The sequence below is a fragment of the Streptococcus salivarius genome, assembly GCF_009738225.1.
Lineage (GTDB): Bacteria > Bacillota > Bacilli > Lactobacillales > Streptococcaceae > Streptococcus.
On sequence record NZ_CP018187.1, the window covers coordinates 2,019,611 to 2,046,033 of the forward strand.

A 26,423-nucleotide genomic window follows, 5' to 3' on the forward strand; every position below is an offset into this window, starting at 1 on the left:
ACTATGAGCTACTCCCATCTTACCATAACCGAGCGAATAAAGATAGAAGCCTATTTGGAATTAGGTTTGAAACCTTGCCAAATTGCCAACAAACTTGGCGTACATAGATCCACCATCTCAAGAGAGTTAAGACGATGCCAAAATGGCTATTCCGCAGCCTTAGCACAGGAACAGTACGACCACAGGGCTAAACAAAAAGGTCGGAAGTCTTGTTTGACACCAGAGTTGAAAAAGGAAATTGAGGACGGTTTAAAATCCTCCTGGTCGCCTGAACAGATTTGTGGCCGCTATCAGCTTGAACAAAAGCCAATGGTAGCTTTTAAAACCATCTATAACTGGCTCTACGCCGGTTTGATTGATCTGGATTTAAGCGTCCTGCGTCGTAAAGGAAAGACTCGACAACCCAAAGAAACACGTGGGACATTTAGGATTGGCACATCAATTGCCAAACGTCCTAAAGAGGTCAGGAATCGTGAGACTTTTGGCCACTGGGAGCTTGATACTGTGGTGTCTTCCAGAGGCAAAAGCAGGGGCTGTTTAGCGACCTTTCTGGAGCGAAAAACGCGCTTTTACTTAGCTTTCAAGATACCAGACAGAACAGCCAAATCCATGTTTTTAGCCATCAAACAACTTTGTAAGCTATTTCCAAAAGAGGCTCTTAAAACCTTCACTTCAGACAGGGGAAAAGAGTTTGCCTGCTATCCTCTGGTAGAGAACTTAGGAACTTCCTTTTTCTTTGCGGACGCCTATTCATCCTGGCAGAGAGGAAGCAATGAAAACGCAAATGGCTTACTAAGAGAATATTTCCCAAAGAAAACAGATTTAGCCGCTATCTCTGAGGAGGCTTTGAACAAAGCCTTATATGATATCAATCACAGACCGCGAAAATGTTTAGCTTACAGAACTGCTTGTGAAGCTCTAGAGGATGAGTTCGAGTAAATGTTGCACTTATTCTTGCAATTTATCAATAACTAAAAAAGACTTGGAAAGCAACTCACTAAGAGCAACTCCAAGTCTTTTCATTTACTAAAACACTAAACGAATCAGGGCCATAGACACTATACCGACGATTACTGCATAGAGCAGATTTTTGCTCTTAAATGCTACAATTACCGTTGGCACAGTAGCCAGTATTTCCATCCACTTAAACTGTGGCAAGTGACCAATCTTCTCAGTCGTGAGACTAGAGAGAATCAGAGTAAAGAGGATAGAAACTGGTAAGTAGTACAAAAATCGAACAACGATATCTGGTAAACCCTTGTATTTCACTAAAACAAAGGGGAGAACACGGGGCACCCAGCTAACCACAAACCCAAGTAGAATGGCAATGAGAATAAACTTATTGACGACCATCACACATCACCCCCACACTACATCCAACTAAAGTAGCCACTAAAACAGCCAAAGATTCCGACAAGAGGACACTAAAGCTCAGATAAGCCACAGCAATAGATAGTAAAATCAAGAATAGCTTACGTACGCCTTTACCTAACAAAGCATCTATCTGACTACTTAACAAACCTATAAACATGGCAATCAAGGCAAAATCCAAACCAAAAAGCTCAGGATTAGAAATCATAGAACCAATCAAACACCCAACAACTGATGATACAATCCAAACTAGATAGCTGAAAATATTGTTCCCATGCATCCAGTTCGCAGAAATATCTTTATGATGCACATATTCTCCCAACAAGACACCATAACTTTCATCCGTAATCAGACTACCAATTCCCAGCTGATTCCAGAGGCTTGTTTTTGTAAAAATCGTCGTTGCATGTAAACTCATCAACATGTTACGCAAATTAACTAAGAAAACAGTCAAGGTTAACTCACCAAGGCTAGCTCCTGCAACTACTAATGCACACATAGCAAACTGAGCCGAGCCACCATAGACCAAGGCACACATGAGGCCAACCTCAAGGGCCGATAGACCAGAAGCCGCCGCTACAACACCAAAGGCTAGGCCAATAGCCACATATCCTAGGGCTGTCGGTACTGCAGCTTTTACACCTAAACGAAAGGCAGACATACTCAATTCCTTTCTAAAGGAACCTCTTACCAGACTAGTAAGAGGTTCTTCTTATTCTTCAAATCCTGCAAAGGCAAGACTTGGTTTTGCATTCAAGTCCAACTCAGCAAAATGTTTCTGATCACATTCAATGGCAGCTGCTAGGGCAATCATGCCAGCATTATCACCACAGAGACGTAAAGGCGGAATAACCACATCTACATCCGTAATTTCTTCAGCCAAACGTTCACGTAAGCCCTGATTAGCTGCTACGCCACCAGCAACAACAAGTGTCTTAACAGGATAACGTTCCAAGGCTTTCTTAGTCTTAGCTAGGAGAATATCCAACACAGCAGCTTGGAAGGAAGCACAAAGGTCCTCTTTGACTAGAACTTCTCCCTTCTGTTCTGCATTGTGATGCAAATTGATGAAAGCTGACTTTAGGCCTGAAAATGAAAACTCCAAGTGGTCTTCCTTAATCATAGCGCGTGGAAAATCATAAACATCTTTCCCTTTATGAGCCAATTCATCAATTTCACGCCCAGCTGGGTAGGTCAAACCCATCACACGCCCGACCTTGTCATAGGCCTCACCAACTGCATCATCACGTGTCTCACCAACAATCTTGTAATTTCCTGGTTCTGACACATAAACCAACTCTGTGTGTCCACCAGACACCAAAAGGGCTAGGAGGGGGTATTCCAACTCTTGCACCTCACGCGCTGCCATAAGATGCCCAGCCATATGATTAACTGGAATCAAAGGCAATCCATGTGCCCAAGCGAAGGCCTTAGCCGCTGCCATCCCGACCAAGAGCGCTCCGACCAAACCAGGACCATAGGTTACTGCTACAGCATCTAGTTGTTCAGCAGTAATACCCGCCTCTGAAAGGGCATCCTTAATGCAAAGAGTCACCACTTCCACATGGTGACGACTAGCCACCTCAGGGACAACACCACCAAAACGTTTATGGCTTTCCACCTGACTGGCAATAATATTACTCAAAAGTTCCTTCTCATTTTTCAAAACGGCAACTGAAGTCTCGTCACACGAGCTCTCCACTGCCAAAATAAATCTATCTGCCATTAGACTTCCTCTCGCCTCATGATAACTGCATCTTCTTGAGGCTCATGATAATAATTTTTCCGAATTCCTAGACTTTCAAAACCAAATTTTTTATAAAGCGCTTGAGCGACTTGATTTGAAGTCCTCACTTCTAGAAATATAGGCTCACTACGATCTTCCAAATGCTTCATCAACTGACTAGCATAACCACGCCCTTGATAAGCTTTTAAAACGGCGATATTGGTCACCTCGAGCTCACCCACCAAATTTTGAAGGGCTAAAAAACCAACAACTTCTTCCTGATCATACACATAGAAATATTCCGTAGTATCTAAAGCCAAGTCTGCTACGACTTGTTCCATCGTCCACGGAGACTTGTCATAAACATCCGACAAAATCTGATAAATCAGTTGGGCTTGCTCTTGGCTACTCAGTCTAGACGCGCTTGATGTAGTTGTCACGGTTAGTCTCCTCATGCGTCTTAAGCCAATTCTCCTCTGCCTCAACCCGCTTCAAGTAATGTGGAACAAAAGCATCCACATCAACAGAAGGCAAGGACAAGCCTAAAAGACCAATTAACTGAGCTGATGGAAGGTTAGACAAGATCGTTGCCTCTGGAAGACTTTCCTTAATCTGATCCACAAAATGAGCTACTTCACCGACAAATGTCACCTTTTCATAAACTTTAGCTTGCTCAAGAACATCTGTAAAGGCAGCATGACGATCAGGAACGATAGCCTGACCATTTTCATAAAAACCAACGTAAACATTATTACGACGGGCATCCATGATAGGAATCACAACACCGTCAACCGAAAGGTTTGTCAGCGCCTGTAGACTTGAAACCCCCACTAAATCAATGTCAAGCGCATAGGCTAACGTCTTAGCTGTTGCGACAGCCACACGAAGCCCGGTGTAGGATCCAGGCCCCTGTGCAACCACAATACGTTCTAAATCAGACGGCTGCCAGCCTGCCTGAGCAACTAAAAAATCAATGGTGGGCATTAGACTAATACTGTGGTTCTTTTTTACTGTGACAGTTGTCTCTGCCACTAGTTTCTCATCTTCCAACAAGGCTACTGATAAAGCAGTGCTAGAAGTATCAAATGCTAATATTTTCATCTTTTTTCCTTGTTTCCTTTTATGCTTTTCTATTATAACACAAGTCACTGTTTCCCAGAAACGAACATTTTCCAACTTTTTCCGCCATTTTCTTTATCTAGCCCTTATCTTATGGTACAATAATAGTAATTGTTAAACGAATCAAGGCTACTAGCTATTACTCATAAAGTGAATATCATAACGTCAAGTAAATCATAGAAAGATTAACTTGACCGGTTTTTTTATAGAATGGCAGAGCCTTTTGGAAAGAAAGGAAAACCATGATTTATAAAGTCTTTTACCAAGAAACTAAAGAGCGTAATCCACGCCGTGAACAGACAAAATCACTCTACCTAGATATCGATGCAGAAACTGAACTTGAGGGACGTATCCAAGCTCGTCAAATCATCGAAAAAAACACTGCCTATAACATCGAATTCATCGAGCTCCTCTCAGAAAAAGCCCTTGAATACGAAAAAGAAACAGGCGTTTTTGAAGTAACGGAGTTCTAAGACCATGGCATCAAAAATCAATCTAAAACCTGAAGAAGTTGGGGTTTATGCGATTGGTGGTTTGGGGGAAATCGGTAAAAACACCTATGGTATTGAATACCAAGATGAGATTATCATCGTCGATGCGGGTATTAAATTCCCCGAAGACGATCTTCTCGGAATCGACTATGTCATCCCAGACTATTCTTACATCGTTGAAAACGTTGATCGTGTAAAGGCACTTGTCATTACCCACGGTCACGAAGACCATATTGGTGGGATTCCCTTCCTTCTTAAACAGGCAAATATCCCAATTTATGCAGGACCGCTTGCTCTTGCTCTTATCAAAGGAAAATTGGAAGAACACGGACTACTTCGTGACGCACAACTCTACGAAATTAATGCTAATACAGAGCTTACTTTCAAAAATATGAGCGTGACCTTCTTCCGCACTACTCACTCAATTCCAGAACCTCTCGGTATTGTCATCCATACACCTCAAGGTAAAATTGTGTGTACCGGTGACTTTAAGTTCGACTTCACCCCAGTAGGTGAACCAGCAGACCTTCACCGTATGGCTGCACTTGGTGAGGAAGGTGTTCTTTGCCTCCTCTCAGACTCAACCAATGCTGAAGTACCAACTTTCACTAATTCCGAGAAGGTTGTTGGCCAATCCATTATGAAAATTATTGAAGGCATCCACGGACGTATTATTTTTGCCTCATTTGCCTCAAACATTTTCCGTCTTCAACAAGCTGCCGAAGCCGCTGTAAAAACTGGCCGTAAGATTGTTGTCTTCGGACGTTCTATGGAAAAAGCCATTGTCAATGGGGTTGAATTAGGTTACATCAAGGTTCCAAAAGGGACTATCATTGATCCTAGTGAAATGAAAAACTACCACGCCAGTGAGATCCTCATCATGTGTACCGGTTCTCAAGGGGAGCCTATGGCGGCCCTTGCACGTATCGCCAATGGGATGCACCGCCAAGTGACACTACAACCTGGTGACACTGTCATCTTCTCATCTAGTCCTATTCCAGGGAACACCACTAGCGTTAACCGTCTGATTAATACCATTCAAGAAGCTGGTGTTGATGTTATCCACGGTAAAATCAACAATATCCATACCTCTGGACACGGTGGTCAACAAGAGCAAAAACTAATGCTTCGTTTGATCAAACCAAAATTCTTCATGCCTGTTCACGGTGAATACCGCATGCAGAAAGTCCACGCAGGTCTTGCTGTTGATTGTGGCGTTCCAAAAGATAATATCTTCATTATGGAAAATGGTGATGTCTTAGCCCTAACAAAAGACTCTGCTCGTCGTGCAGGTCACTTCAATGCCCAAGATATCTATGTTGATGGTAATGGTATTGGGGATATCGGAGCCGCGGTTCTTCGTGACCGTCGTGATCTTTCTGAAGATGGTGTCGTACTTGCCGTAGCTACTGTTGACTTCAAGTCTAAGATGATTCTAGCTGGTCCAGACATCCTCAGTCGTGGCTTCATCTATATGCGTGAATCTGGCGATCTTATCCGCGAAAGCCAACGCATTCTATTCAATGCTATTCGTATCGCTCTTAAGAATAAAGATGCTAGCATCCAATCTGTTAACGGAGCTATCGTCAATGCTTTACGACCATTCCTATATGAAAAAACAGAACGTGAACCAATCATTATTCCAATGATTCTCACACCTGATAAATAAAAAAATGGTAGCCATCTAGCTACCATTTTTTAAGTTTAAATCTAGTCCAATACACAATCCTTCAGTAAGTAAAAAAGCGCTATAAGCGCTTCTTTTCGTTTTATGCACCTGGATAAATGTAAGATACTGAACCTGGTGTTAGTGAATTTTGTGGATCAAACCAACCACGATAGTTATTGATTTGTTGTTGACCTTGATAATTTGACTCCAAGATTTGAATTTGACCATCTTGACCAACTTGTGTTACATAACCAACGTGACCATAACCACCATCAGTCCAACATACAATTGATCCTGTCACAGGTGTTGAACCTACAGCATAACCTTGGCTAGCAGCGCTTCCGGCCCAATCGCCACCATTACCCCACCAGTTACTTGCCCATGGAGCTACTTCCTTAACACCCCATGTACATTGACCAACTGGATAACGATTCCAAGTAGCATCTGAATCAGTAGCTGTTACCTCTGAAGAAGAAACTTCTGTTGTTTCTTCAACTGCCGTAGTAGCTCCTGAAACTTCCAAGCTTCCACCAGGAACAATTGTTGACCAAATAGTCATGCCATTTTCAGCTGCTAATTGATAAGGATCTACACCATATTGACTAGCAATCCCGAAGAATGAATCTCCATTTTGAACTGTATAAGTATCAGCATTAACTGTTTGTGCGACTGTAAGACCGAGCAATAATGCACTTGAGGCTGCTGCCAAAGCAGCTTTTTTTGTAGTTTTCATATTTCCCCCTGAATAAGATTAATATGAAATTAGTTTAACACTCTCATATTTTAATGCGATTAAGGAGGAATAAAGAAATATGACAAAAGAAAACAGCTCAGTTAAAACTACGTAATTTGTCCAAGAACTTAATAAATTTAAAAGAAAAAGAAAACCAGGCATAACCTGATTTTCAAATTTAATTCCTTAATAAATGTCCAAGTAGTTATCAATTTCCCATTGTGAAACAAAGGTAGCATAGCTTGCCCATTCCATACGTTTCGCATCAAGGAAGTTTGTATAGATATGATTACCCAAAGCTTGACGAACCACTTCATCTGTTTCCAATGCTTTAAGGGCGTTACGAAGTGTTGATGGCAAATCAATAATACCTGCTTCTTTACGTTCTTCAGGAGACATTGAGTAAATGTTTGTTTCAACTGGATCTGGAGCATCAATCTTGTTAATAATACCATCAAGACCAGCTTCCAAAAGAACAGCAAGTGCCAAGTATGGGTTTGCCATTGGGTCTACCGAACGCAATTCCAAACGCGTACCCATACCACGAGACGCAGGAACGCGGATCAATGGTGAACGGTTGCTACCTGCCCATGCAATATATACAGGAGCTTCATATCCAGGAACCAAACGTTTGTAAGAGTTAACTGTTGGGTTAATAATTGCAGTATAGTTGTATGCATGTTTCATCAAACCACCAAGGAAGTAGTAAGCGTCTTGAGACAATTGCATACCACGTGGATCCTCTGGATCAAAGAATGCATTTCCTTCTTCAGTGAAGAGAGACATGTTACAGTGCATACCGCTACCAGCAATACCATATTTAGGTTTCGCCATAAATGTCGCATAAAGACCATGTTTGCGAGCGATTGTCTTAACAACCAATTTGAAAATTTGGATATTATCACAAGCCTTCAAAACATCTGTATACTTGAAGTCGATTTCATGTTGACCAACCGCCACTTCATGGTGAGATGCCTCAACATCAAATCCCATTTCTGTCAACACATTAACGATTTCACGACGTGTGTTGTCTGCAAGGTCAGTTGGAGCAAGGTCAAAATAACCACCTTTATCGTTAACTTCAAGCGTAGGATTACCTTGCTCATCTAATTTGAAAAGGAAAAATTCTGGTTCTGGTCCAAGGTTAAATGATTTATAACCAACTTCTTCCATATGACGCAAAGCTTTTTTCAAGTTACCACGAGGGTCACCAGCAAATGGTTCACCCGCAGAAGTATAGATATCACAAATAAGACCAGCTACTGCACCATTTTCATCGCCCCAAGGGAAAACTGTCCACGTATCAAGATCTGGGTAAAGATACATATCAGATTCGTTGATACGAACAAATCCCTCGATTGATGAACCATCAAACATAGCTTTATTTGAAAGTACCTTATCCAACTGTTCATCTGTCGCAGGAATTTCAACGTTCTTCATAACACCAAGGATATCAGAGAACATTAAACGCAAGAAAGTAACATTCTTCTCTTTGACTTCGCGACGAATATCAGCTGCTGTGATTGCCATAATAGGGGTCTCCTTTATAAAAACCAAAAATAAAAGTTCAAAGCGTAATTAGATACGCAAGTTACCAAATTGTTGTGACGGGGTCGTAAAACGGCCTTGCTGAAGGAGTTCATCATGCAAGATACGTCGAACGTCCGCATCTGTTAAAGCCACTTGTTTTTGTTGGGCACGAACTTCACGCTCTTCGTACTCATGTTTAATCGCTGCAATATTGTAACCATCATCCAAAAAATCTTTGATTTCCAATAAACGATCCATATCATTTAATGAGTACATCCGACGATTTCCAGCTGTACGTTCAGGTTGAATTAAACCTTGATCTTCATAGTAACGAATTTGACGAGCGGTTAAATCCGTCAACTTCATAACTGTTCCAATCGGAAAAACAGCTAGAGAACGCCTTAATTCTTTCTCTCTTGCCATGATCATCCTCCTTTCCTAACAATTATATTCTGAATATTTCTACATGTCAACAGTTTATGTCACTTTTTCTTACACAATAAGCAATTACCGAACATTACATTGTATATTCGCTCTAATTTAAGGATTTTATCGAAAAATCATAAAAAATAGAGTCCAATAGAACCCTATCATTCTTATTTTAAATGTTTAAGTAGCCAATCATAATCATAATTGACAAGGATTGCTATAAAGACTCCACAGAAAGTTTCAAAGACTCTAGCAATAACATAAGTAAAGGTATTATCAGGCGGAATAGACAAGGTAATAATCAAAAGTGCAGCCACACCACCAATAACACCAGAAGCATTATTAAAAGACACATTAATGACAATCGTTAACATTGTCAAAATTGGAACCAATAGCAAGGTCACCCAAACTGAATGATGAAACCACATATTCACAAAGTAAAATAATAACGACAAAAGACCTCCAACCGTATTCGCAAAAATACGTGATTTACCAAACTGAATACTTCTATCAAAGTTTTCTCGAAGACTAAAGACTGCTGTCAAACAACCAATCTGAAGCCCTTCCCAACCTAAAGCAGAAAAAAGACCTAAAACAAGAAAGACAGCAAGTCCCGTCTTAAGTGTACGCATACCAAATTTAAATTTTTTCGGTTCAAATTTCAATCCCATTTTACCATTTTAACATGATTATGAACCATTTGGCTACTTATACAGTATGTTACTGCAAAGTTCTAACTAATAATCGCCAATTTTTAGAGAGAAACTTACTTTCCAATAATAGTTTTAGCCTCTATCAAACACTCAATGAGATGACACAAAAAAGAGTTGGTTTCCCAACTCTTATCATTCTAATAGACTTATTTATCAGTAAGTGCAGCCAATCCTGGAAGTTCTTTACCTTCAAGAAGTTCCATAGAAGCACCACCACCAGTAGAGATCCATGAGAATTTATCTGCACGACCAAGGTTGATAGCTGCGGCAGCTGAATCACCACCACCGATGATTGATTTAACGCCTGGTTGTTTTACGATAGCGTCCATCACACCGATTGTACCAGCTTGGAAGTCAGGGTTTTCAAATACACCCATAGGTCCGTTCCATACAACTGTTTTCGCACCAGTCAAGGCTTTATCGAATTCAGCAATTGATTTAGGACCGATATCCAAACCAAGGAAACCTGGGTCTACTGCTTCACCTTCAGTGTCTTTCACTTCAGTGTAGTCAGCAAATGCATTAGCTTCTTTTGAGTCAACTGGCAAGATCAATTTACCGTTTGATTTTTCAAGAAGAGCTTTAGCAACATCAAGTTTATCTTCTTCTACAAGTGAGTTACCGATTTCGATACCTTGTGCTTTGTAGAACGTGTAAGTCATACCACCACCGATAAGAACTTTATCAGCTTTTGCAAGAAGGTTTTCGATAACACCAATCTTATCAGATACTTTAGAACCACCAAGGATAGCTACGAATGGACGTTCTGGAGTTTCAACTGCTTCTTTAATGTAAGCAATTTCGTTTTCAAGAAGGAAGCCAGCAACAGCTTTGTCAACATTTGCTGAGATACCAACGTTAGATGCGTGTGCACGGTGAGCTGTACCGAATGCATCGTTTACGAAGATACCATCTCCAAGTGATGCCCAGTATTTACCAAGTTCAGGATCGTTTTTAGATTCTTTCTTGCCATCAACATCTTCAAAACGAGTGTTTTCAACCAAGAGAACTTGTCCATCTTCAAGAGCATTAACAGCTGCTTCCAATTCTGCACCACGTGTAACGCCTGGGATAAATTTAACGTCTTGACCCAATTTCGCAGCCAAGTCAGCGGCTACAGGAGCAAGTGATTTTCCTTCCTTATCAGCTTCTTCTTTTACACGTCCAAGGTGAGAGAAGAGGATTGCACGTCCGCCTTGTTCAAGAATGTACTTAATAGTTGGAAGAGCAGCAGTGATACGGTTATCGTTAGTGATCACGCCATCTTTTACAGGTACGTTGAAGTCAACACGAACGAGAACTTTTTTCCCTTTCAAGTCAACATCTTTAACAGTCAATTTAGCCATTTGATCAGACTCCTTAATTTTTTAATACGTTTTCATTATATCACAAAATGCATAAAAGAGATAGCAAAATCAGAAGGATTTCTAGCTTATTGCTAGTATAATACATTTATCATATAATCAAAATAGAAAGGTAAAAAAGCTATGAAAAAACAACTAAACAATAGGCAGCAACAAGCTGACTATGATCTAAATGTAATCCTCATTCTTACCCTTGTTCCTCTTCTACTCTTTCTTACTTTTAAACCAACTCTTTTTTCCTACACTAAGCAAACCTCAGTACCACTATGGCTTCGATTAATCTTATTAGCCAGTTGTCAATTTGCCATTGCAGGCTTGGGAACCAGCACTGTTATGCTTTATCGTAAAGAATCTTTCAGATACTTTAGATTAATCACAAAAAATCTAGTTCCTACCCTTTTTCAATCTCTTCTTATAGCCTTACCACTTATCATATTGAAAGTAGTTACTCACCAGATTCATTCCTATCTACCTCTTCAATCAATACAATTAACAAAAGAAGTAATGATACAATCATTTCCTAGTAATATCCTAGCATACCTATTCATCTGTCTTATTTGGGGATTCTGGGAAGGATTTAACTATGTAGTCATCGCTGAAAAGATACGCATACGTTTTCCATCTCCTTACTCTTGGTTAGATAGTGGAGCAATAACTTGTGCGATTTTTTGCCTTCTTATCCATGGAATCATTGGTTTTGATATCTATACCTTATTTGAAGCACTTACCGTTTTTATACTAATTTATGGTATGCTAGCCATTCAAAAACACAATAAAAACTCCTGGGGTTGTGTCATGCTCTTTCTACTTATTTGGAATTCCTTCTAGCTTATTCATAAATCACAATACTACTGAGATTATAACAGCCAATTTATACGCCTGTTTTATTATTTTGAGAAATAAAAAAAAAGAGCCGAAGCTCTTCTTTTTATACAATTGAATTATTTAGCGATTTTCGCGAAGTATTCAAGAGTACGTACAAGTTGTGAAGTGTATGACATTTCGTTGTCGTACCAAGAAACAACTTTAACCAATTGTTTACCATCAACAGTTTGTACTTTAGTTTGAGTTGCATCAAACAATGAACCGTAAGAAATACCTACGATATCTGAAGATACGATTGGATCTTCAGTGTAACCGAATGATTCGTTTGAAGCTGCTTTCATAGCTGCGTTCACTTCATCAACAGTAACGTCTTTTTCAAGAACTGCTACCAATTCAGTAACTGATCCAGTTGGAACTGGAACACGTTGTGCAGCACCGTCAAGTTTACCGTTCAATTCTGGGATAACCAAACCGATAGCTTTAGCAGCACCAGTTGAGTTAGGAACGATGTTTGCAGCACCAGCACGTGCACGACGAAGGTCACCACCACGGTGTGGTCCGTCAAGGATCATTTGGTCACCAGTGTAAGCGTGGATAGTAGTCATCAAACCTTGTTTAACACCGAAGTTATCTTGCAATGCTTTAGCCATTGGAGCCAAGCAGTTTGTAGTACATGAAGCACCTGAGATAACTGTTTCAGTACCGTCAAGGATGTCGTGGTTAGTGTTAAATACGATTGTTTTAACATCGTTTCCACCAGGAGCAGTGATAACAACTTTCTTAGCTCCACCTTCGTGCAAGTGTTTTTCAGCAGCATCTTTCTTAGCAAAGAAACCAGTTGCTTCAAGAACGATTTCTACACCGTCGTTAGCCCAGTCAATTTGTTCTGGGTCACGTTCAGCAGAAACTTTAACGAATTTACCGTTAACTTCAAATCCACCATCTTTAACTTCAACAGTACCGTCGAAACGACCTTGAGTTGTGTCGTATTTCAACAAGTGTGCAAGCATAACTGGATCTGTAAGGTCGTTGATGCGTGTAACTTCAACACCTTCTACGTTTTGGATACGACGGAAAGCAAGACGACCGATACGACCGAAACCGTTAATACCAACTTTAACTACCATTAGTGATTTCCTCCTTATGAAAATCAAATAAATATAATTTTGAGAGCAAGCTCTCCCTATTGTGAAAAGATTAACTTGAGCGCTTTCAATTCAACCTTTCAACAGTCATATTATATAATTTTTTTCAAAAAATTGCAAATAGAAAAGGCACTTACTTTCATAAGTACCTTAACTTTATAAGTTCTAATTAAGCTTCACCAGAATTTTTCTTGATGATTTCTTCTTGAACTGATTTAGGAACATCTTCATAGTGGTCAAATACCATCATGAATGTACCACGTCCTTGAGTTGCAGAACGAAGTGTTGTTGCATAACCGAACATTTCAGCAAGTGGAACATATGCACGAACAATTTGGCTGTTACCATGTGCTTCCATACCATCAACACGTCCACGACGAGCTGTAACGTGACCCATAACATCACCAAGGTTTTCTTCAGGAACAGTGATTGTTACAAGCATCATTGGTTCAAGGATAGTTGGTTGTGCAGTCTTAGCAGCTTCTTTAAGTGCAAGAGACGCAGCAATCTTGAAGGCAGTTTCAGATGAGTCGACATCGTGGTATGAACCATCGTAAAGTTTAGCTTTGATATCAACCATTGGGTATCCAGCAAGGACACCGTTAGCCATAGATTCTTCCAATCCTTTTTCTACTGCAGGGATGAATTCACGTGGAACCACACCACCGACGATAGCATTTTCGAATTCGAAACCTTTACCTTCTTCATTTGGAGTAAATTCAATCCAAACATCACCAAACTGACCTTTACCACCAGATTGACGTTTGAAGAAACCACGTGCTTGTGTAGCTGCACGGAATGTTTCACGGTATGATACTTGTGGAGCACCTACGTTTGCTTCAACTTTGTGTTCACGTTTCAAACGGTCAACAAGGACATCAAGGTGAAGTTCACCCATACCAGAGATAACTGTTTCACCAGTTTCAGGGTTAGTTTCAACACGGAATGTTGGATCTTCTTCAGCAAGTTTTTGAAGACCGATACCCATCTTATCTTGGTCAGCTTTAGTCTTAGGCTCAACCATCAATTGGATAACTGGTTCTGGAACTTCGATTGACTCAAGAATAACTTTAGCTTTTTCATCAGTCAATGAGTCACCAGTTGTAGTATCTTTCAAACCGATAGCAGCAGCGATATCACCGGCATATACTTGTTCAATTTCTTGACGGCTGTTAGCGTGCATTTGAAGGATACGTCCGATACGTTCACGTTTACCTTTAGATGTGTTCATTACGTATGAACCTGATTGAAGGATACCTGAGTAAACACGGATAAATGTCAAACGACCTACAAATGGGTCAGTCATGATCTTGAAGGCAAGAGCTGCAAATGGCTCATCATCAGATGCTGGACGAGTTTCTTCTTCGTCTGTATCTGGGTTGATACCTTTGATTGCAGGGATATCAAGTGGGCTTGGAAGGTAATCGATAACCGCATCAAGCATCAATTGAACACCTTTGTTCTTGAAGGCAGAACCACAAAGAACTGGGAAAAATTCAACATTGATTGTTGCACGACGGATAGCTGCTTTCAATTCCTCGTTAGTGATTTCTTCACCTTCAAGGTATTTCATCATCAAATCTTCGTCAGTTTCAGCAACTGCTTCGATCAATTTTTCACGGTATTCGTTTGCTTGATCAACGTAATCTGCTGGAATATCTTCTTCAAGAATATCTGTACCAAGGTCATTAGTATAGATTTCAGCTTTCATTTTAATCAAGTCAATGATACCACGGAAATCATCTTCAGCACCAATTGGCAATTGGATTGGGTGTGCGTTTGCTTGAAGGCGATCGTGAAGTGTGCTTACTGAGTAAAGGAAGTCTGCACCGATTTTATCCATTTTGTTGGCAAATACGATACGTGGAACACCATACTCAGTTGCTTGACGCCAAACTGTTTCAGTTTGAGGTTCTACACCTGATTGAGAGTCAAGAACGGTTACGGCACCATCCAATACACGGAGTGAACGTTGTACTTCGATTGTGAAGTCCACGTGTCCTGGTGTATCGATGATGTTAACGCGGTGACCATCCCATTGTGCTGTTGTAGCGGCAGATGTGATTGTGATACCACGTTCTTGTTCTTGCTCCATCCAGTCCATTTGTGATGCACCTTCGTGAGTTTCACCGATTTTGTGGATTTTACCAGTGTAGTAAAGGATACGCTCTGTTGTAGTTGTTTTACCGGCATCGACGTGGGCCATGATACCGATATTACGAGTTTTTGCAAGTGAAAATTCGCGTGCCATTAGGTTTATTCTCCTATAAATATTTTAGTTTACTTATTTATTATAACATTATTGTCAAAAAACGGATAGGCAGGACCTACCCGTTTTTTCACTAATATTTAACTGGTTTTCAAATGATATGAATGATATTATTTGAATTCAAAGTCAGCTTATTACAAATCCATAATCTAAGCTTATGAATATATGACTGTAATTCAGCTTGAAACTTATGATTACCAGCGGAAGTGTGCAAAGGCACGGTTTGCTTCAGCCATTTTGTGAGTATCTTCACGTTTCTTAACTGATGCACCAGTGTTGTTTGCAGCATCCATGATTTCTTTTGCAAGACGATCTTTCATAGTGTGTTCACCACGCGCACGTGATGCGTTAACCAACCAACGAAGACCAAGAGTTGTACGACGTTCTGGACGAACTTCAACTGGGACTTGGTAGTTTGAACCACCGACACGACGTGCACGTACTTCAAGTACAGGCATGATGTTGTCCATAGCTGTTTCAAATACTTCAAGAGCATCGTTTCCAGTTGCTTCTTTAATTTGCTCGAAAGCATCGTATACGATTGTTGCAGCAGTACCACGTTTACCGTCAAGCATTACACGGTTGATAAGACGTGTAACGATTTTTGAATTGTACAATGGATCTGCCAATACTTCGCGTTTAGGCGCTCTATTTTTACGACTCATTTTATCTTATCTCCCTTCTTATCCTTTAGGACGTTTAGCACCGTATTTAGAACGGCTTTGTTTACGATCAGCTACACCTGCAGTATCAAGTGCACCACGGACGATGTGGTAACGTACCCCTGGAAGGTCTTTTACACGTCCACCACGGATAAGAACAACGCTGTGTTCTTGGAGGTTGTGTCCGATACCTGGGATGTAAGCAGTAACTTCAATAAGGTTGCTCAAACGTACACGAGCGAATTTACGAAGGGCTGAGTTAGGTTTCTTAGGTGTCATTGTTCCAACACGTGTTGCAACACCACGTTTTTGTGGTGAAGATACGTTAGTTTGAACTTTTTTGTGGCTGTTGTAACCAACGTTCAAAGCTGGTGATTTAGATTTAACAACTTTTGATTGACGTGGTTTACGAACCAATTGGTTAATTGTAGGCATCTACATTCTCCTGTGTTTTTTATTTTTGGTTGATATGGCACTTGGTGACAGCCCATATCTGTGTGTACTTTTGCAACTTATGTCAGCACGTCTCTGTACACTTTTGAGAGACCAAAAGTAAAAAGTACCGTCTAATATAATATCATTTTTCGATGGTTATTGTCAACAGTTTCTTGTTAAAAAGAAAAATTCCTAATCATCAAATTAGGAATAATATCGTGGATTAATTACTTGTCAAAAATATTACCAACTTCAACTTCTACCTTCTGTGCTTTTACATCAATATCAGAAACCGTAAGTAATGATTTATAGTCATGGATATCACGATCACCTTTGGCATTTTCTGCGAATACAGCTACACCTACTAACTCACTATCAAATTCTGAAAGCAAGCTAATCATACCCGTAATGGTACCACCACCTTTAAGAAAATCGTCAACAATAAGGACGCGGCTATTGGGTTTCAAACTACGTTTTGAAAGGAACATCTTTTCAATACGGTCACTTGAACCACTAACGTAGTTTACCGATACAGTTGAACCTTCTGTAATTTTTAAGTCACGACGAACAATAACAAACGGAATGTTTAAGACATCTGCTACTGCATTTGCTAAAGGAACTCCTTTAGTTGCTACAGTCATAACGGCATCAATTTTTTGTCCCTTAAAGGCACTGGCAATGATACGACCAACATTTTTCAAAATAGACGGTGTACTCAATAAATCAGATAGGTAGAGATAACCACCTGGTAAGATACGATCACTCTCTGAAAGACGTTTACAAAGATCTTCAACCAGACTTCTTGCATCTTCATCAGAAATGGTCGGTGTAAACATAACACCGCCAGATGCACCAGTTACTGTTTCGATTTCTCCTATTTGACTTTCCTCAAAAGCTTTTTTAATGATAGCAACATCTTCTGAGATTGAAGACTTAGCAGCTTCATATCGCTCTGCAAAAGTATTGAGACTTGTCAATTGATAGGGATTATTAATTAGGTAGTTTGAAATCACTACCATGCGTTCACTTCGTTTTAATTTCATATGTTACCTATATTTTCTGTACTTTTTAACTATTATACCATAATACAGCAAAAAACGAACATTTTCATATAAAATGCTCGCTTAATTTCGATTTTAATCAAATTTTGGCTTGTAGAAGGAACGATTATCCATAGCAAAGAGACGATTTGTCATTTCTCCTGGTCCTACTAGGTTAAGAGCTGTCGTCATCATCATCATACTGGCATCAAGATTATCAATCATATGAATAATTTCTGCTTCCATAATACGCGGGCGAACTGGGCTACCATACTCCAGTTGTCCGTGGTGGCTGAGAATAACATGACGCAAAACAACGACATCCTCACGCGTATCGTCAATATTAAGTTCCACAAGGACCTTGGTAATTTCTTCATCAATCAAGGCAATATGACCAATTAAGTTCCCACGAACCGTATACTCAGTGTTTTCAGGACCAGTAAGTTCAATAACCTTAGCTAAATCATGAAGCATAATCCCTGCAAAAAGTAGACTCTTATTGAGCTCTGGATAAATATCTCCAATGCTGTCCGCTAGGCGAACCATAGTAGCCGTATGATAGGCTAGTCCACTTTCAAAAGCATGGTGATTTGTTTTAGCAGCTGGAAAAGTGAAAAACTCTTTATTATACTTTCGATAAAGAGCACGAACAACACGCTGCCAAGTTGCTTCCTCAATCTTGAAAATCATTTGCTCTAGGTATTCGCGTACTTCAGTAGGATTTACCGGTGGTTTCTCTTTGAAATCAGCTGGATCATTTGTCTCACCAAATGTAGGCAAGCGTAAGGTTATTTGGTTTACCTGAGGAGTATTATTATAAACTTCTCGACGCCCCTCCATATGCACTACTTTACCTGCGGTAAATTCTTCGACATTATAAGGCTGAGCATCCCACAGGTTTCCTGAAATCTCTCCAGTATCATCCTGAAAAGTAAAGGCAATATAATCCTTTCCTGCTCTTGTCTTACGTACCTCTGCACGCTTAATCAGATAAAAACCTTCAAAATACTCGTCTTTTTTCATTTGATTAATCTTCATGCTTGTCCTCGTTTTCTAATCGTGGTAAATCTAACGAACTTTGTGTCGCACTGTCTTGATAGGTTTCAATTGTATCAAGAGCTCTAACAATTGCCCTACTCCTTGTGTTGAGAAGACTATCGACTGTTTTACTTGCTGTATTCAATTGTCTCTGAGCTTTAGCTAACATATCTCCAAACTTGCTAAATTCTAGTTTGACATTGCCTAAAACCTTACTAATATCATCTGCATTCTTTTGAATATTCAAAGTTCTAAATCCTACGGACAATGAATTCAAGAGTGCTGATAAAGTTGACGGCCCTGCGATAACAATATTCTCCTCGCGACGAAGGGCATCAAAGAAGGCTGGTTGGCGTACTACCTCAGCATAAAGTCCTTCCGTCGGCAAAAATAATATACCAAAATTTGTGGTTTCAGGTGGGTTAAGATACTTCTTGTTAATATCCTTGGCAAATCGCTTAATACTAGTCAAAAGAGACTTACGGTGATTCTCAATTTCCTCTTTATTACCAGACTCATAAGCATCTTCCAGACGATAGTAATCTTCCAAAGGAAACTTAGAATCAATGGGAAGGTAGATATATTCGTCTTTATGGTTTCCTGGCATTTTGATTGCATATTCAACTCGTTCACTTGAACCTGATACCGTAGGAAATTCTCGTTCGTACTGATTAACAGTCAATATGTCTTCAATAATTTGTCCTAATTGAAGCTCTCCCAGAATGCCTCGTGTTTTTGTATTTGAAAGGACCTTGTTAAGACTTCCGACATCCTTGGCTACATTTTTCATTTCCCCTAAGCCCTGGTTAACTGACTCTAACTGTCTTGAAACTGTCTCAAAAGAGGCTTGTAAACGTGTTTGTAGGGTTTGCTCAAGTTTCTCTTCAACTGTCTGACGCATTTGTTCCAAACGTTTCTCATTGGAATCCTGCATATCTTTAACAGCTTTGGTTAAGCTTTGGTTTATTTGCTCAAGACGTTGGTCAGAACGGTCTCGATTATCAGACAAATTTTGATGTAAAACTTCTCGGATATCTGTCAACTGTTGATATAGTTCCATCTGCAATTGGTTCAATTGCTTTGTCGTTTCCAGTTGGTTTGTCTTAGCAAAACTTTCCAATTGAAACGAAATTTGATCTGAAAGATTATCTGCATTTTCTTCCAAACTCTTATTAATCTGTTCTTTTAACTCCATATTTCTCAAGAAAAGAACAATAAGAATCCCAAAGCTTAATAAAGTTAAAAGTGTAAGTAGATAGATCATACTAACTCCTATCTTTAGTCTGGATGACAATCACATATCCATTTGGCACAATCACTTGAATTGGACCATCAACAAATTCATTACTAGAGTAGATTTTCTTTTGAAAATAATTCATACTAGTTAATTCGTATTTTGCTCCCAAAATCGTCAGTTCTCCATCACCTTCATGTAAAAAAGAAACATATGTCATTCCAGGTTCTGGTAACAAGTTATGACTTCCTTCTGGATAATAAGTAATCTTATTTTGCTTATCCTGCAAACAGATATGCCTCATAAAAGGAGCTAATTCAGGATCACTGACCAAAAATATATTTGATAACATATGATCAATTCTGCCACCAAAAGCACCGAAAATAGTTACTTCCGCCTCAGGATATAATTGAAATACAATTTTTAGGGCTAACTCTGTATCCGTGTCATCCTTTTCAGCTGGAGCAATCCTACAATCTTTGGCAGCTGATTGAATCATCTCTAACTCTGACCGCGATACTGAATCAAAGTCTCCGACAGCCAAATCAAGAGGTAAACCTAACTCCAACAAACGTAAGCACGCGCGATCCACCCCAACAAAATAATCAAAATCGGTAGTGAACCACTCTAGCTCACCACCGACAAATAAAGCTATTTTAGGCATCGATAGCATCACGAAGCGTTTGAACTTGCGCTGTCAAATCAGGATTTTTGAAGAGGTAAGAGCCCGCTACAAAAACATTAGCCCCCGCCTTGGCACATGCTGCAATGGTGTTGTTATCTACACCACCATCAACTTCAATATCGAATGAATAGCCACCTTTTTCGCGAAGCTCAACAACACGCTCTACTTTAGACATCATTTCTGGAATGAACGCCTGACCACCAAAACCTGGATTTACAGTCATAATAAGTACTTGATCCACTAAATCAAGTACAGGAGTAAGTGCCTCGACTGGGGTTCCAGGATTAATCACAACACCTGCTTTCATACCAGCAGCTTTGATTTTCTGGAGGGCACCATGGATATGTTTAGTGGCTTCAACATGAATAGTCATGATATCTGCACCAGCTTGTGCATAGGCATCCACATAACGCTCAGGATCAACAACCATAAGGTGGCAATCAAAAACCAACTTGCTATGTTTACGCATGCTAGCGACCACATCTGCTCCCCAACTGATATTAGGGACAAATTGACCATCCATAATATCAATGTGAACATATTCCGCACCTGATGCATCAATACGAGCTAGTTCTGAAGCAAAATTAGCGTAATCAGCAGCTAGGATAGACGGAGCAATTTTATAAGACATGAGAGACCTACTTTCTTTTTACAGTTTTTTTATATGTTTCACGACGGTTTTCAATTTCACTTAAAAATTGAAGGTAATTATCATAACGGACTTGCCATATTTGGCCATCTTCAACCTCATCCTTAACAGCACAAGAAGGCTCATGGGTATGAGTACAAGAACGGAATTTACAGCCATGACTAGCTTGACGGATTTCTGGAAAAGCTTCACTCAAGTCCTCTGCATTATCCACTTCATAATCTAGCGAAGAGAATCCTGGTGTGTCAGCAATCTTCCCTCCATGAACATCATAAAGACTTACAGCCCTTGTAGTATGACGCCCACGACCTAAACTGTCTGAAATCTCACCTGTTTCTAAATGTAACTGTGGGGCAATACGGTTCAACAAGGTTGATTTTCCAACACCTGTCTGTCCCATAAAGACTGTTATTTTAGCAGTCAAGAGCGGCAATAGTTCTTCCAAACTGAAGATAAAATCAAAACCAATTTTTTGATACTGTTTTTGAATGGCTTTCATTTCTGAATCATCTTCAACCAAATCCATCTTAGAAATATAAATTACAGGTTTTATATTTTTATGCTCTAGTAAAACCAAGAAACGGTCCAGAAGATTACTATTGAAATCCGGTTCCTTAGCAGACATAATGACCACAGCCTGATCTATATTGACAATGGGTGGGCGCACTAAGCTATTGATTCGTTGACCAATTTTAAGGATATAGCCTTCTGAATTTTCCTCTGCTGAAAATTCGACAAAATCCCCAACGTAAGGTTTTTGTCCTTTTTTTCTAAAATTTCCTCGCGCACGCGTCTGGTATACAACACCATCATGCTCTACATAATAGAAACCTGCCAGTGCTTTGATAATTCTTCCTTGCAAGTGAACTCCTCAATCGTTTAATAGCCCTATTATACCACAAAACAACACGCTTTTCTGATCCAAAACAAACCACATTTCCATTTCCTTAAGCTCCTTGCATTTTTAGTAATTTGCAGTATAATAATCCTATCACTGCGGAGGTGGTGGAATGGCAGACACGCATGCTTCAGGCGCATGTGCTTTTTCAAGCGTGAGGGTTCAAATCCCTTTCTCCGCATAGCTAAAAATCCCACTGAAATTCAGTGGGATTTTTGAATTATAGACCTGCTTCACTCAAAGCATCTGATAAGTGTGCAAAATCAGAAATAGATAGAGCCTCTCCACGAATAGAAGGTTTTATATCAGCAATTTCCAAAGCCTGCTCAAGTTTGGTTTTCACTTCTTCAGATTTACCAAAATGATTTGTTAAATTATTCCACAATGTCTTACGACGATGGACAAAGCTAGCCTTAGCCACTCGGAAAAGGAAATCCTCATCTTTAACTTCAACCAACGGTTGTTCACGGCGCGTCATCTTCAAAATTGCTGAGTCAACATTCGGGGCTGGTACAAAGACTGTACGAGGGACAACAAATGCCACTTTAGCGGTCATATAATACTGCACAGCAATTGATAGAGAACCATAAGCCTTGCTATTAGGCTCTGCAGAAATGCGGTCAGCAACCTCTTTTTGCATCATAACAACAAATTCTGCAAAAGGAATCTTACTCTCAATCAAATGCATCAAGATTGGCGTCGTAATATAATATGGCAAATTGGCGACTACCTTAATTGGTAGTTCTGGATTTTTAAACTCTTTGACACGTGTCTGTAAATCCGCCTTGAGAACATCTTCATTAATTACGTTAACATTTTCATGATTACGTAATGTATCCTCTAAAATCGGAACCAAGCGATCATCAATTTCAAAAGCCATAACTTCCGCAGCATTTTCAGCTAAGAATTCTGTTAATGCTCCGATACCAGGTCCAATTTCGATTACATTGACACTTTTATCAATCTCTGCCGTATCAACAATTTTTTGTAAAATATTTGTATCTGTTAAGAAGTTCTGTCCAAAAGACTTCTTAAAGGTAAAGCCATGGCGTTCAAGGACAGCCTTGGTCACGCTATAATCTGCAATTCTCATTTATTCTCTTTTCTTATTATTTTCACGATTTTTATACTTGGACACAAAACAGGTCCAAACCCTTAATTATCCCAACCTCAATAATAAGCTACTTAGTAGCGATTTGATGTTAAAATCACTGGTAATCTAGTAATTTGACATAGCCTCTTCTAGCTCCTCTAATGTGATTCCAAACAATTCCAAACGCTTTAAAAGCTGCTTTCCATTGCAATAACCAATACGAAGCGCCTCGCCCAAATATTCTCGACGCTTTCGACTATCTGCTCCCATTAGCAGCCCTAACTTCATAAGATTTAATTTACTAATATCAAACTGATTATCATCATCGTAACTACCTAAAACTCCAGATAAGGCCTTTTGAAGATCCTCAAAACTCGCATGCTCAACACCCAATGAACGACCTTTAGTCTTAGATTTTGGTGTTGCTTCCCCACGGTTTAAAAAAGCATGCTTTGCTGTCGGAACAGCTTCCATAATGATTTTACGGATACGTTCACCATTATAGTCTGGATCAGTAAAAACAATCACTCCGCGTAAGTCATTAAGCTTATCGATACGCTCTAAGTCATCCTCATTAATAGCGGATCCTCTAGTCTCATAGGTATCCACCTCATAAAAACGTCTCAAATTTGCCGTATCATCCTTACCTTCTACGACGATGACTTCTTGAATCTTTATTCTATTCATCCAGACCAAAAATCCTCATCGCATTGTCATAAGTAGCCCTAGCCACTTCTTCACTCGTTAAACCACGAAGCTCAGCAATCTTGTCTACTACGTAACGTGTATAGCCTGTACGATTCTCACGACCACGTTTGGGAACAGGTGCCAAATACGGTGCATCCGTTTCAACCAGAATCTTATCTAAAGGTAACTTCTGAGCAGCTTCTTGGACATCCAAAGCCTTCTTAAAAGTTACAACACCTGAAAATGAAATCATCATTCCAAGATCAACAAATTTTTGAGCTATTTCTAGGGATCCTGAGTATGAGTGCATAATCCCCCCACGAGGACCAACACCAACTTCTTTAATAACAGCGTAGGTATCCTCAAGTGCATCACGTGTATGGACAACAAAAGGTAAATTGTGTTCCTTTGACAAAGCTATTTGACGCTTAAAGACATCAATCTGAGTTTCTTTAGGATCTTCCATCCAATAATAATCCAAACCGATTTCCCCAAGTGCCACTACTTTCGGATTATCCAATTGTGATACAATCATATCCTCAATTTCCTGAGAATAGGAACCCGCTTCCGTAGGATGCCATCCAATCGTACTATATAATTGATCATATCTCTCTGATAGTGCTAAAGATTTATTTATTGTTGGTTTATCAAAACCGACAATATTCATTTTAACAACACCTAGTTCAGCTGCAAAATCTATTTCTTCTTGTTCTTTTCCTGCAAAATTATCCACATTAAGATGGGTATGCGTATCAAAAATTTCAATCATAGCTCTATTATAACAAAAACGAGCGAGCATAGCTCACTCACCTTTTCATTTTATTAAACAAAGAGTCGCATATATTCTCTCTTTGTACAACGATTCATTACAATATCCTGTCTATTCGCTTGACGAAGAATAGTCTCAGCCTCCTCATTCTCAAGACCAATTTGACTCCAAAAAACTGTTGCATCCGTTTCAAGAAAATCATAGGCAACATCTGGTAAAAGCTCACTTCGTCTAAATACATCAACAATATCAATCGAAAATGGGATATCTTTAAGATGAGCATAAACATGCTCTCCTAGAAGCTCCTGACCTTCTAGTTTGGGATTTACTGGTATAATACGATAACCAGCAGCTTGTAGAAAATGAGCAACCTGATAAGATGCTGCCTCCTTGCGATGAGATAAACCAACAATTGCAATCGTCTTTGCAGATTTTAAATAAGATTCTATAACCTCATCACCAGGATTTTGAAATGAATAAGACATATGATTCTCCTCGTCGTTTGAATAAACTAAAAATAAAAATCCCCAAACGGGACTGTGACGATTAGTTAGCTAAGCTCGGCAACGATAGCTTTAATTTGTTCTTTTGTATGTACACCTGCTACTTGCTTAACAACCTTACCATCTTTTTTGAAGAGTAAAGTTGGAATAGACATAATTCCAAACTTCTGAGCTGTTTCTGGGTTCTCATCAACATCAATTTTAACAATCTTAAGTTCATCTTCTGAAATTTCTTCAGAAAGTTGCTCAAGAATTGGTGCTTGCATCAAGCAAGGCCCACACCAAGTTGCCCAAAAATCAATCAAAACGAGGCCTTCAGCTGTTTCTTGTTCAAATGTAGCATCTGTTACTACTTGTGTCATTTAATCATCCTCCTAGACATTATAAAACTTTTGTAGACCTATTCTATATGATTCTAAAGGCTATTGCAAGAATTTGACACATACATAAAAAATTCTTATCAAATATTAGTCATTACCTATCATAGACATCACTTGCCCACAGGCAGTCTTGGGAGTATAATAATAAAAAACTATAAAAATAGAAATGAGTAAATATGGATAAAGATGCAATGATTACCTATCTCATAGGTGAACTCAAAAAAGAAAATCTAGAATTACATGATTTGATTATCCCAGAAGAACTCGAGGAAAAACAAAAACTTCTCAGAGCACTCTTTAATACACGTAAACCAATGGCAGCATCAACACAATTCTTAACAATCCAAGACCTTTACCTACAAGTTAGAAAAGGAGAAAGAGGATTTGTACAACTCAGTTCGCTCCAGCCCATTCCACAAGATGATCGAATCTACCTCTGGAAAGGTGATATTACAAGACTCGAAGTAGATGCAATCGTAAATGCAGCTAATAAAACCTTACTTGGATGTATGAAACCACTTCATGATTGTGTAGATAACGCTATTCATACATACGCAGGTGTTCAGTTACGCCAAGCTTGTTTCGAGCTCATCTTAGAACAAGGATATGAAGAACCCGTTGGCATGGCTAAAATCACCCCAGCTTACAATCTTCCTTCTGCCTTTGTCATTCATACAGTAGGTCCAAAAATAGTAGACCAACCGACACAAATTGATGAGGATCTTTTAGCAAAAAGTTATCTTTCAGTATTAGCACTAGCTGAGAAAAATAACATTGAATCAATTGCTATACCATGTCTATCAACTGGAGATTTCAATTTTCCAAAACAAGAAGCTGCCAAAATCGCCATTCAAACAGTCAAAACCTTTATTGACGAGTCAAGTATAATAAAAAAAGTAATATTTAACGTATTTGATGATGAAAATTTAGCTATTTATAAAAAACTCCTTGCCAAATAAAAGAAGA

The 26,423-nt window shown here is 39.4% G+C and carries 30 protein-coding genes and 1 tRNA gene; 6 read left to right on the plus strand and 25 right to left on the minus strand.

What is annotated here, in order from left to right; genetic code table 11:
- Window positions 1–3: 3 nt before the first annotated feature.
- Window positions 4–939, plus strand: coding sequence for an IS30 family transposase (locus BSR19_RS09180; RefSeq protein WP_156246646.1), 936 nt, complete (start codon window positions 4–6; stop codon window positions 937–939).
- An 87-nt stretch (window positions 940–1,026) separates the two neighbouring features.
- On the opposite strand, the gene BSR19_RS09185 is transcribed toward BSR19_RS09180, so the two are convergent.
- Genes BSR19_RS09185 through tsaB form a run of 5 tightly spaced genes read right to left on the minus strand, consistent with a single transcriptional unit; the run spans window position 1,027 to window position 4,198 of the window.
- Window positions 1,027–1,353 (minus strand): AzlD domain-containing protein, encoded by a 327-nt coding sequence (locus tag BSR19_RS09185; RefSeq protein WP_060973388.1) that lies wholly within the window; start codon window positions 1,351–1,353, stop codon window positions 1,027–1,029.
- Entirely contained in the window at window positions 1,340–2,032 is a 693-nt protein-coding gene (locus tag BSR19_RS09190) for an AzlC family ABC transporter permease (protein WP_156247034.1), read from the minus strand. The genes BSR19_RS09185 and BSR19_RS09190 overlap by 14 nt, the downstream gene beginning before the upstream one ends.
- A gap of 51 nt (window positions 2,033–2,083) precedes the next feature.
- Entirely contained in the window at window positions 2,084–3,097 is a 1,014-nt protein-coding gene (gene tsaD, locus BSR19_RS09195) for a tRNA (adenosine(37)-N6)-threonylcarbamoyltransferase complex transferase subunit TsaD (protein WP_060973389.1), read from the minus strand.
- Window positions 3,097–3,552, minus strand: a complete 456-nt coding sequence (gene rimI, locus BSR19_RS09200; RefSeq protein WP_060973390.1) for a ribosomal protein S18-alanine N-acetyltransferase — start codon at window positions 3,550–3,552, stop codon at window positions 3,097–3,099. The genes tsaD and rimI overlap by 1 nt, the downstream gene beginning before the upstream one ends.
- Window positions 3,512–4,198: a tRNA (adenosine(37)-N6)-threonylcarbamoyltransferase complex dimerization subunit type 1 TsaB gene (gene tsaB / locus BSR19_RS09205; RefSeq protein ID WP_060973391.1), complete on the minus strand. Its 687-nt coding sequence runs from the start codon at window positions 4,196–4,198 to the stop codon at window positions 3,512–3,514. The genes rimI and tsaB overlap by 41 nt, the downstream gene beginning before the upstream one ends.
- Window positions 4,199–4,458: 260 nt before the next feature.
- Here tsaB and BSR19_RS09210 point away from each other — a divergent pair, with 260 nt between their 5' ends.
- Both BSR19_RS09210 and rnjA read left to right on the plus strand, forming a co-directional pair.
- Window positions 4,459–4,689 carry a DNA-dependent RNA polymerase subunit epsilon gene (locus BSR19_RS09210; RefSeq protein ID WP_002884752.1) on the plus strand — a complete coding sequence of 77 codons (231 nt, stop codon included), beginning with the start codon at window positions 4,459–4,461 and terminating at the stop codon, window positions 4,687–4,689.
- A gap of 4 nt (window positions 4,690–4,693) precedes the next feature.
- Complete coding sequence (rnjA, locus tag BSR19_RS09215; RefSeq protein ID WP_002884294.1) at window positions 4,694–6,376, plus strand: ribonuclease J1; 1,683 nt, start codon at window positions 4,694–4,696, stop codon at window positions 6,374–6,376.
- A gap of 100 nt (window positions 6,377–6,476) precedes the next feature.
- Here rnjA and BSR19_RS09220 read toward each other — a convergent pair whose 3' ends face one another.
- The 5 genes from BSR19_RS09220 to BSR19_RS09240 all read right to left on the minus strand — a co-directional run bounded on the left by BSR19_RS09220 (window position 6,477) and on the right by BSR19_RS09240 (window position 11,127).
- Window positions 6,477–7,109, minus strand: coding sequence for a CHAP domain-containing protein (locus tag BSR19_RS09220; RefSeq protein WP_002891908.1), 633 nt, complete (start codon window positions 7,107–7,109; stop codon window positions 6,477–6,479).
- Between the two features lie 186 nt (window positions 7,110–7,295).
- Window positions 7,296–8,639: a type I glutamate--ammonia ligase gene (gene glnA / locus BSR19_RS09225; RefSeq protein WP_002884322.1), complete on the minus strand. Its 1,344-nt coding sequence runs from the start codon at window positions 8,637–8,639 to the stop codon at window positions 7,296–7,298.
- A 48-nt stretch (window positions 8,640–8,687) separates the two neighbouring features.
- Window positions 8,688–9,062, minus strand: a complete 375-nt coding sequence (locus BSR19_RS09230) for a MerR family transcriptional regulator (protein ID WP_008535631.1) — start codon at window positions 9,060–9,062, stop codon at window positions 8,688–8,690.
- 173 nt (window positions 9,063–9,235) lie between these two features.
- Window positions 9,236–9,739: an FUSC family protein gene (locus BSR19_RS09235; RefSeq protein WP_037602725.1), complete on the minus strand. Its 504-nt coding sequence runs from the start codon at window positions 9,737–9,739 to the stop codon at window positions 9,236–9,238.
- 188 nt (window positions 9,740–9,927) lie between these two features.
- Entirely contained in the window at window positions 9,928–11,127 is a 1,200-nt protein-coding gene (locus BSR19_RS09240; protein WP_002884739.1) for a phosphoglycerate kinase, read from the minus strand.
- Between the two features lie 141 nt (window positions 11,128–11,268).
- Between BSR19_RS09240 and BSR19_RS09245 the strand changes: the two genes are divergently transcribed.
- On the plus strand, window positions 11,269–11,973 hold the full coding sequence (locus BSR19_RS09245) for a hypothetical protein (protein WP_060973392.1): 705 nt from the start codon (window positions 11,269–11,271) through the stop codon (window positions 11,971–11,973).
- Window positions 11,974–12,086: 113 nt separating this feature from the next.
- Here BSR19_RS09245 and gap read toward each other — a convergent pair whose 3' ends face one another.
- The 10 genes from gap to rsgA all read right to left on the minus strand — a co-directional run bounded on the left by gap (window position 12,087) and on the right by rsgA (window position 21,989).
- On the minus strand, window positions 12,087–13,097 hold the full coding sequence (gap, locus tag BSR19_RS09250; RefSeq protein ID WP_002884461.1) for a type I glyceraldehyde-3-phosphate dehydrogenase: 1,011 nt from the start codon (window positions 13,095–13,097) through the stop codon (window positions 12,087–12,089).
- A 187-nt stretch (window positions 13,098–13,284) separates the two neighbouring features.
- Window positions 13,285–15,366: an elongation factor G gene (fusA, locus tag BSR19_RS09255; protein ID WP_002891917.1), complete on the minus strand. Its 2,082-nt coding sequence runs from the start codon at window positions 15,364–15,366 to the stop codon at window positions 13,285–13,287.
- Between the two features lie 212 nt (window positions 15,367–15,578).
- On the minus strand, window positions 15,579–16,049 hold the full coding sequence (gene rpsG / locus BSR19_RS09260) for a 30S ribosomal protein S7 (protein WP_002884746.1): 471 nt from the start codon (window positions 16,047–16,049) through the stop codon (window positions 15,579–15,581).
- An 18-nt stretch (window positions 16,050–16,067) separates the two neighbouring features.
- The gene (rpsL, locus tag BSR19_RS09265) at window positions 16,068–16,481 is read right to left on the minus strand and encodes a 30S ribosomal protein S12 (RefSeq protein WP_002884809.1); all 414 of its coding nucleotides are present in this window, start codon (window positions 16,479–16,481) and stop codon (window positions 16,068–16,070) included.
- A 227-nt stretch (window positions 16,482–16,708) separates the two neighbouring features.
- The gene (purR, locus tag BSR19_RS09270; RefSeq protein ID WP_060973393.1) at window positions 16,709–17,524 is read right to left on the minus strand and encodes a pur operon repressor; all 816 of its coding nucleotides are present in this window, start codon (window positions 17,522–17,524) and stop codon (window positions 16,709–16,711) included.
- Window positions 17,525–17,617: 93 nt separating this feature from the next.
- Window positions 17,618–18,559, minus strand: coding sequence for a 3'-5' exoribonuclease YhaM family protein (locus BSR19_RS09275; protein WP_060973394.1), 942 nt, complete (start codon window positions 18,557–18,559; stop codon window positions 17,618–17,620).
- On the minus strand, window positions 18,549–19,823 hold the full coding sequence (locus BSR19_RS09280) for a DNA recombination protein RmuC (protein WP_156247035.1): 1,275 nt from the start codon (window positions 19,821–19,823) through the stop codon (window positions 18,549–18,551). The genes BSR19_RS09275 and BSR19_RS09280 overlap by 11 nt, the downstream gene beginning before the upstream one ends.
- Window position 19,824: 1 nt before the next feature.
- Window positions 19,825–20,457, minus strand: a complete 633-nt coding sequence (locus BSR19_RS09285) for a thiamine diphosphokinase (protein WP_060973396.1) — start codon at window positions 20,455–20,457, stop codon at window positions 19,825–19,827.
- Complete coding sequence (gene rpe, locus BSR19_RS09290) at window positions 20,450–21,109, minus strand: ribulose-phosphate 3-epimerase (protein ID WP_060973397.1); 660 nt, start codon at window positions 21,107–21,109, stop codon at window positions 20,450–20,452. The genes BSR19_RS09285 and rpe overlap by 8 nt, the downstream gene beginning before the upstream one ends.
- Window positions 21,110–21,116: 7 nt before the next feature.
- The gene (gene rsgA / locus BSR19_RS09295; RefSeq protein WP_156247036.1) at window positions 21,117–21,989 is read right to left on the minus strand and encodes a ribosome small subunit-dependent GTPase A; all 873 of its coding nucleotides are present in this window, start codon (window positions 21,987–21,989) and stop codon (window positions 21,117–21,119) included.
- A gap of 134 nt (window positions 21,990–22,123) precedes the next feature.
- On the opposite strand from rsgA, the gene BSR19_RS09300 reads away from it, so the two are divergent.
- Window positions 22,124–22,206, plus strand: a tRNA-Leu gene (locus BSR19_RS09300).
- A gap of 39 nt (window positions 22,207–22,245) precedes the next feature.
- On the opposite strand, the gene rsmA is transcribed toward BSR19_RS09300, so the two are convergent.
- The 5 genes from rsmA to trxA all read right to left on the minus strand — a co-directional run bounded on the left by rsmA (window position 22,246) and on the right by trxA (window position 25,439).
- Window positions 22,246–23,118 carry a 16S rRNA (adenine(1518)-N(6)/adenine(1519)-N(6))-dimethyltransferase RsmA gene (rsmA, locus tag BSR19_RS09305; protein ID WP_060973399.1) on the minus strand — a complete coding sequence of 291 codons (873 nt, stop codon included), beginning with the start codon at window positions 23,116–23,118 and terminating at the stop codon, window positions 22,246–22,248.
- A gap of 126 nt (window positions 23,119–23,244) precedes the next feature.
- Window positions 23,245–23,805 (minus strand): ribonuclease M5, encoded by a 561-nt coding sequence (gene rnmV / locus BSR19_RS09310; protein WP_060973400.1) that lies wholly within the window; start codon window positions 23,803–23,805, stop codon window positions 23,245–23,247.
- Window positions 23,798–24,574, minus strand: coding sequence for a TatD family hydrolase (locus tag BSR19_RS09315; protein ID WP_060973404.1), 777 nt, complete (start codon window positions 24,572–24,574; stop codon window positions 23,798–23,800). Before BSR19_RS09315 ends, rnmV begins: the two co-directional genes overlap by 8 nt.
- Before the next feature lie 53 nt (window positions 24,575–24,627).
- Complete coding sequence (locus BSR19_RS09320) at window positions 24,628–25,059, minus strand: CoA-binding protein (RefSeq protein ID WP_060973401.1); 432 nt, start codon at window positions 25,057–25,059, stop codon at window positions 24,628–24,630.
- Window positions 25,060–25,124: 65 nt separating this feature from the next.
- A complete protein-coding gene (gene trxA / locus BSR19_RS09325) occupies window positions 25,125–25,439 on the minus strand; it encodes a thioredoxin (protein ID WP_060973402.1) in 315 nt (104 codons plus the stop codon).
- Window positions 25,440–25,633: 194 nt separating this feature from the next.
- Here trxA and BSR19_RS09330 point away from each other — a divergent pair, with 194 nt between their 5' ends.
- The gene (locus tag BSR19_RS09330) at window positions 25,634–26,416 is read left to right on the plus strand and encodes a protein-ADP-ribose hydrolase (RefSeq protein WP_049546079.1); all 783 of its coding nucleotides are present in this window, start codon (window positions 25,634–25,636) and stop codon (window positions 26,414–26,416) included.
- The last annotated feature ends 7 nt before the right edge of the window (window positions 26,417–26,423 follow it).

Excerpts from the sequence above, each read along its gene's own strand:
- BSR19_RS09180 (WP_156246646.1), top strand. The coding sequence starts at position 4 with ATGAGCTACTCCCATCTTACCATAACCGAGCGAATAAAGATAGAAGCC.
- BSR19_RS09185 (WP_060973388.1), bottom strand. The coding sequence starts at position 1,353 with ATGGTCGTCAATAAGTTTATTCTCATTGCCATTCTACTTGGGTTTGTG.
- BSR19_RS09190 (WP_156247034.1), bottom strand. The coding sequence starts at position 2,032 with ATGTCTGCCTTTCGTTTAGGTGTAAAAGCTGCAGTACCGACAGCCCTA.
- tsaD (WP_060973389.1), bottom strand. The coding sequence starts at position 3,097 with ATGGCAGATAGATTTATTTTGGCAGTGGAGAGCTCGTGTGACGAGACT.
- rimI (WP_060973390.1), bottom strand. The coding sequence starts at position 3,552 with ATGAGGAGACTAACCGTGACAACTACATCAAGCGCGTCTAGACTGAGT.
- tsaB (WP_060973391.1), bottom strand. The coding sequence starts at position 4,198 with ATGAAAATATTAGCATTTGATACTTCTAGCACTGCTTTATCAGTAGCC.
- BSR19_RS09210 (WP_002884752.1), top strand. The coding sequence starts at position 4,459 with ATGATTTATAAAGTCTTTTACCAAGAAACTAAAGAGCGTAATCCACGC.
- rnjA (WP_002884294.1), top strand. The coding sequence starts at position 4,694 with ATGGCATCAAAAATCAATCTAAAACCTGAAGAAGTTGGGGTTTATGCG.
- BSR19_RS09220 (WP_002891908.1), bottom strand. The coding sequence starts at position 7,109 with ATGAAAACTACAAAAAAAGCTGCTTTGGCAGCAGCCTCAAGTGCATTA.
- glnA (WP_002884322.1), bottom strand. The coding sequence starts at position 8,639 with ATGGCAATCACAGCAGCTGATATTCGTCGCGAAGTCAAAGAGAAGAAT.
- BSR19_RS09230 (WP_008535631.1), bottom strand. The coding sequence starts at position 9,062 with ATGGCAAGAGAGAAAGAATTAAGGCGTTCTCTAGCTGTTTTTCCGATT.
- BSR19_RS09235 (WP_037602725.1), bottom strand. The coding sequence starts at position 9,739 with ATGGGATTGAAATTTGAACCGAAAAAATTTAAATTTGGTATGCGTACA.
- BSR19_RS09240 (WP_002884739.1), bottom strand. The coding sequence starts at position 11,127 with ATGGCTAAATTGACTGTTAAAGATGTTGACTTGAAAGGGAAAAAAGTT.
- BSR19_RS09245 (WP_060973392.1), top strand. The coding sequence starts at position 11,269 with ATGAAAAAACAACTAAACAATAGGCAGCAACAAGCTGACTATGATCTA.
- gap (WP_002884461.1), bottom strand. The coding sequence starts at position 13,097 with ATGGTAGTTAAAGTTGGTATTAACGGTTTCGGTCGTATCGGTCGTCTT.
- fusA (WP_002891917.1), bottom strand. The coding sequence starts at position 15,366 with ATGGCACGCGAATTTTCACTTGCAAAAACTCGTAATATCGGTATCATG.
- rpsG (WP_002884746.1), bottom strand. The coding sequence starts at position 16,049 with ATGAGTCGTAAAAATAGAGCGCCTAAACGCGAAGTATTGGCAGATCCA.
- rpsL (WP_002884809.1), bottom strand. The coding sequence starts at position 16,481 with ATGCCTACAATTAACCAATTGGTTCGTAAACCACGTCAATCAAAAGTT.
- purR (WP_060973393.1), bottom strand. The coding sequence starts at position 17,524 with ATGAAATTAAAACGAAGTGAACGCATGGTAGTGATTTCAAACTACCTA.
- BSR19_RS09275 (WP_060973394.1), bottom strand. The coding sequence starts at position 18,559 with ATGAAGATTAATCAAATGAAAAAAGACGAGTATTTTGAAGGTTTTTAT.
- BSR19_RS09280 (WP_156247035.1), bottom strand. The coding sequence starts at position 19,823 with ATGATCTATCTACTTACACTTTTAACTTTATTAAGCTTTGGGATTCTT.
- BSR19_RS09285 (WP_060973396.1), bottom strand. The coding sequence starts at position 20,457 with ATGCCTAAAATAGCTTTATTTGTCGGTGGTGAGCTAGAGTGGTTCACT.
- rpe (WP_060973397.1), bottom strand. The coding sequence starts at position 21,109 with ATGTCTTATAAAATTGCTCCGTCTATCCTAGCTGCTGATTACGCTAAT.
- rsmA (WP_060973399.1), bottom strand. The coding sequence starts at position 23,118 with ATGAGAATTGCAGATTATAGCGTGACCAAGGCTGTCCTTGAACGCCAT.
- rnmV (WP_060973400.1), bottom strand. The coding sequence starts at position 23,805 with ATGAATAGAATAAAGATTCAAGAAGTCATCGTCGTAGAAGGTAAGGAT.
- BSR19_RS09315 (WP_060973404.1), bottom strand. The coding sequence starts at position 24,574 with ATGATTGAAATTTTTGATACGCATACCCATCTTAATGTGGATAATTTT.
- BSR19_RS09320 (WP_060973401.1), bottom strand. The coding sequence starts at position 25,059 with ATGTCTTATTCATTTCAAAATCCTGGTGATGAGGTTATAGAATCTTAT.
- trxA (WP_060973402.1), bottom strand. The coding sequence starts at position 25,439 with ATGACACAAGTAGTAACAGATGCTACATTTGAACAAGAAACAGCTGAA.
- BSR19_RS09330 (WP_049546079.1), top strand. The coding sequence starts at position 25,634 with ATGGATAAAGATGCAATGATTACCTATCTCATAGGTGAACTCAAAAAA.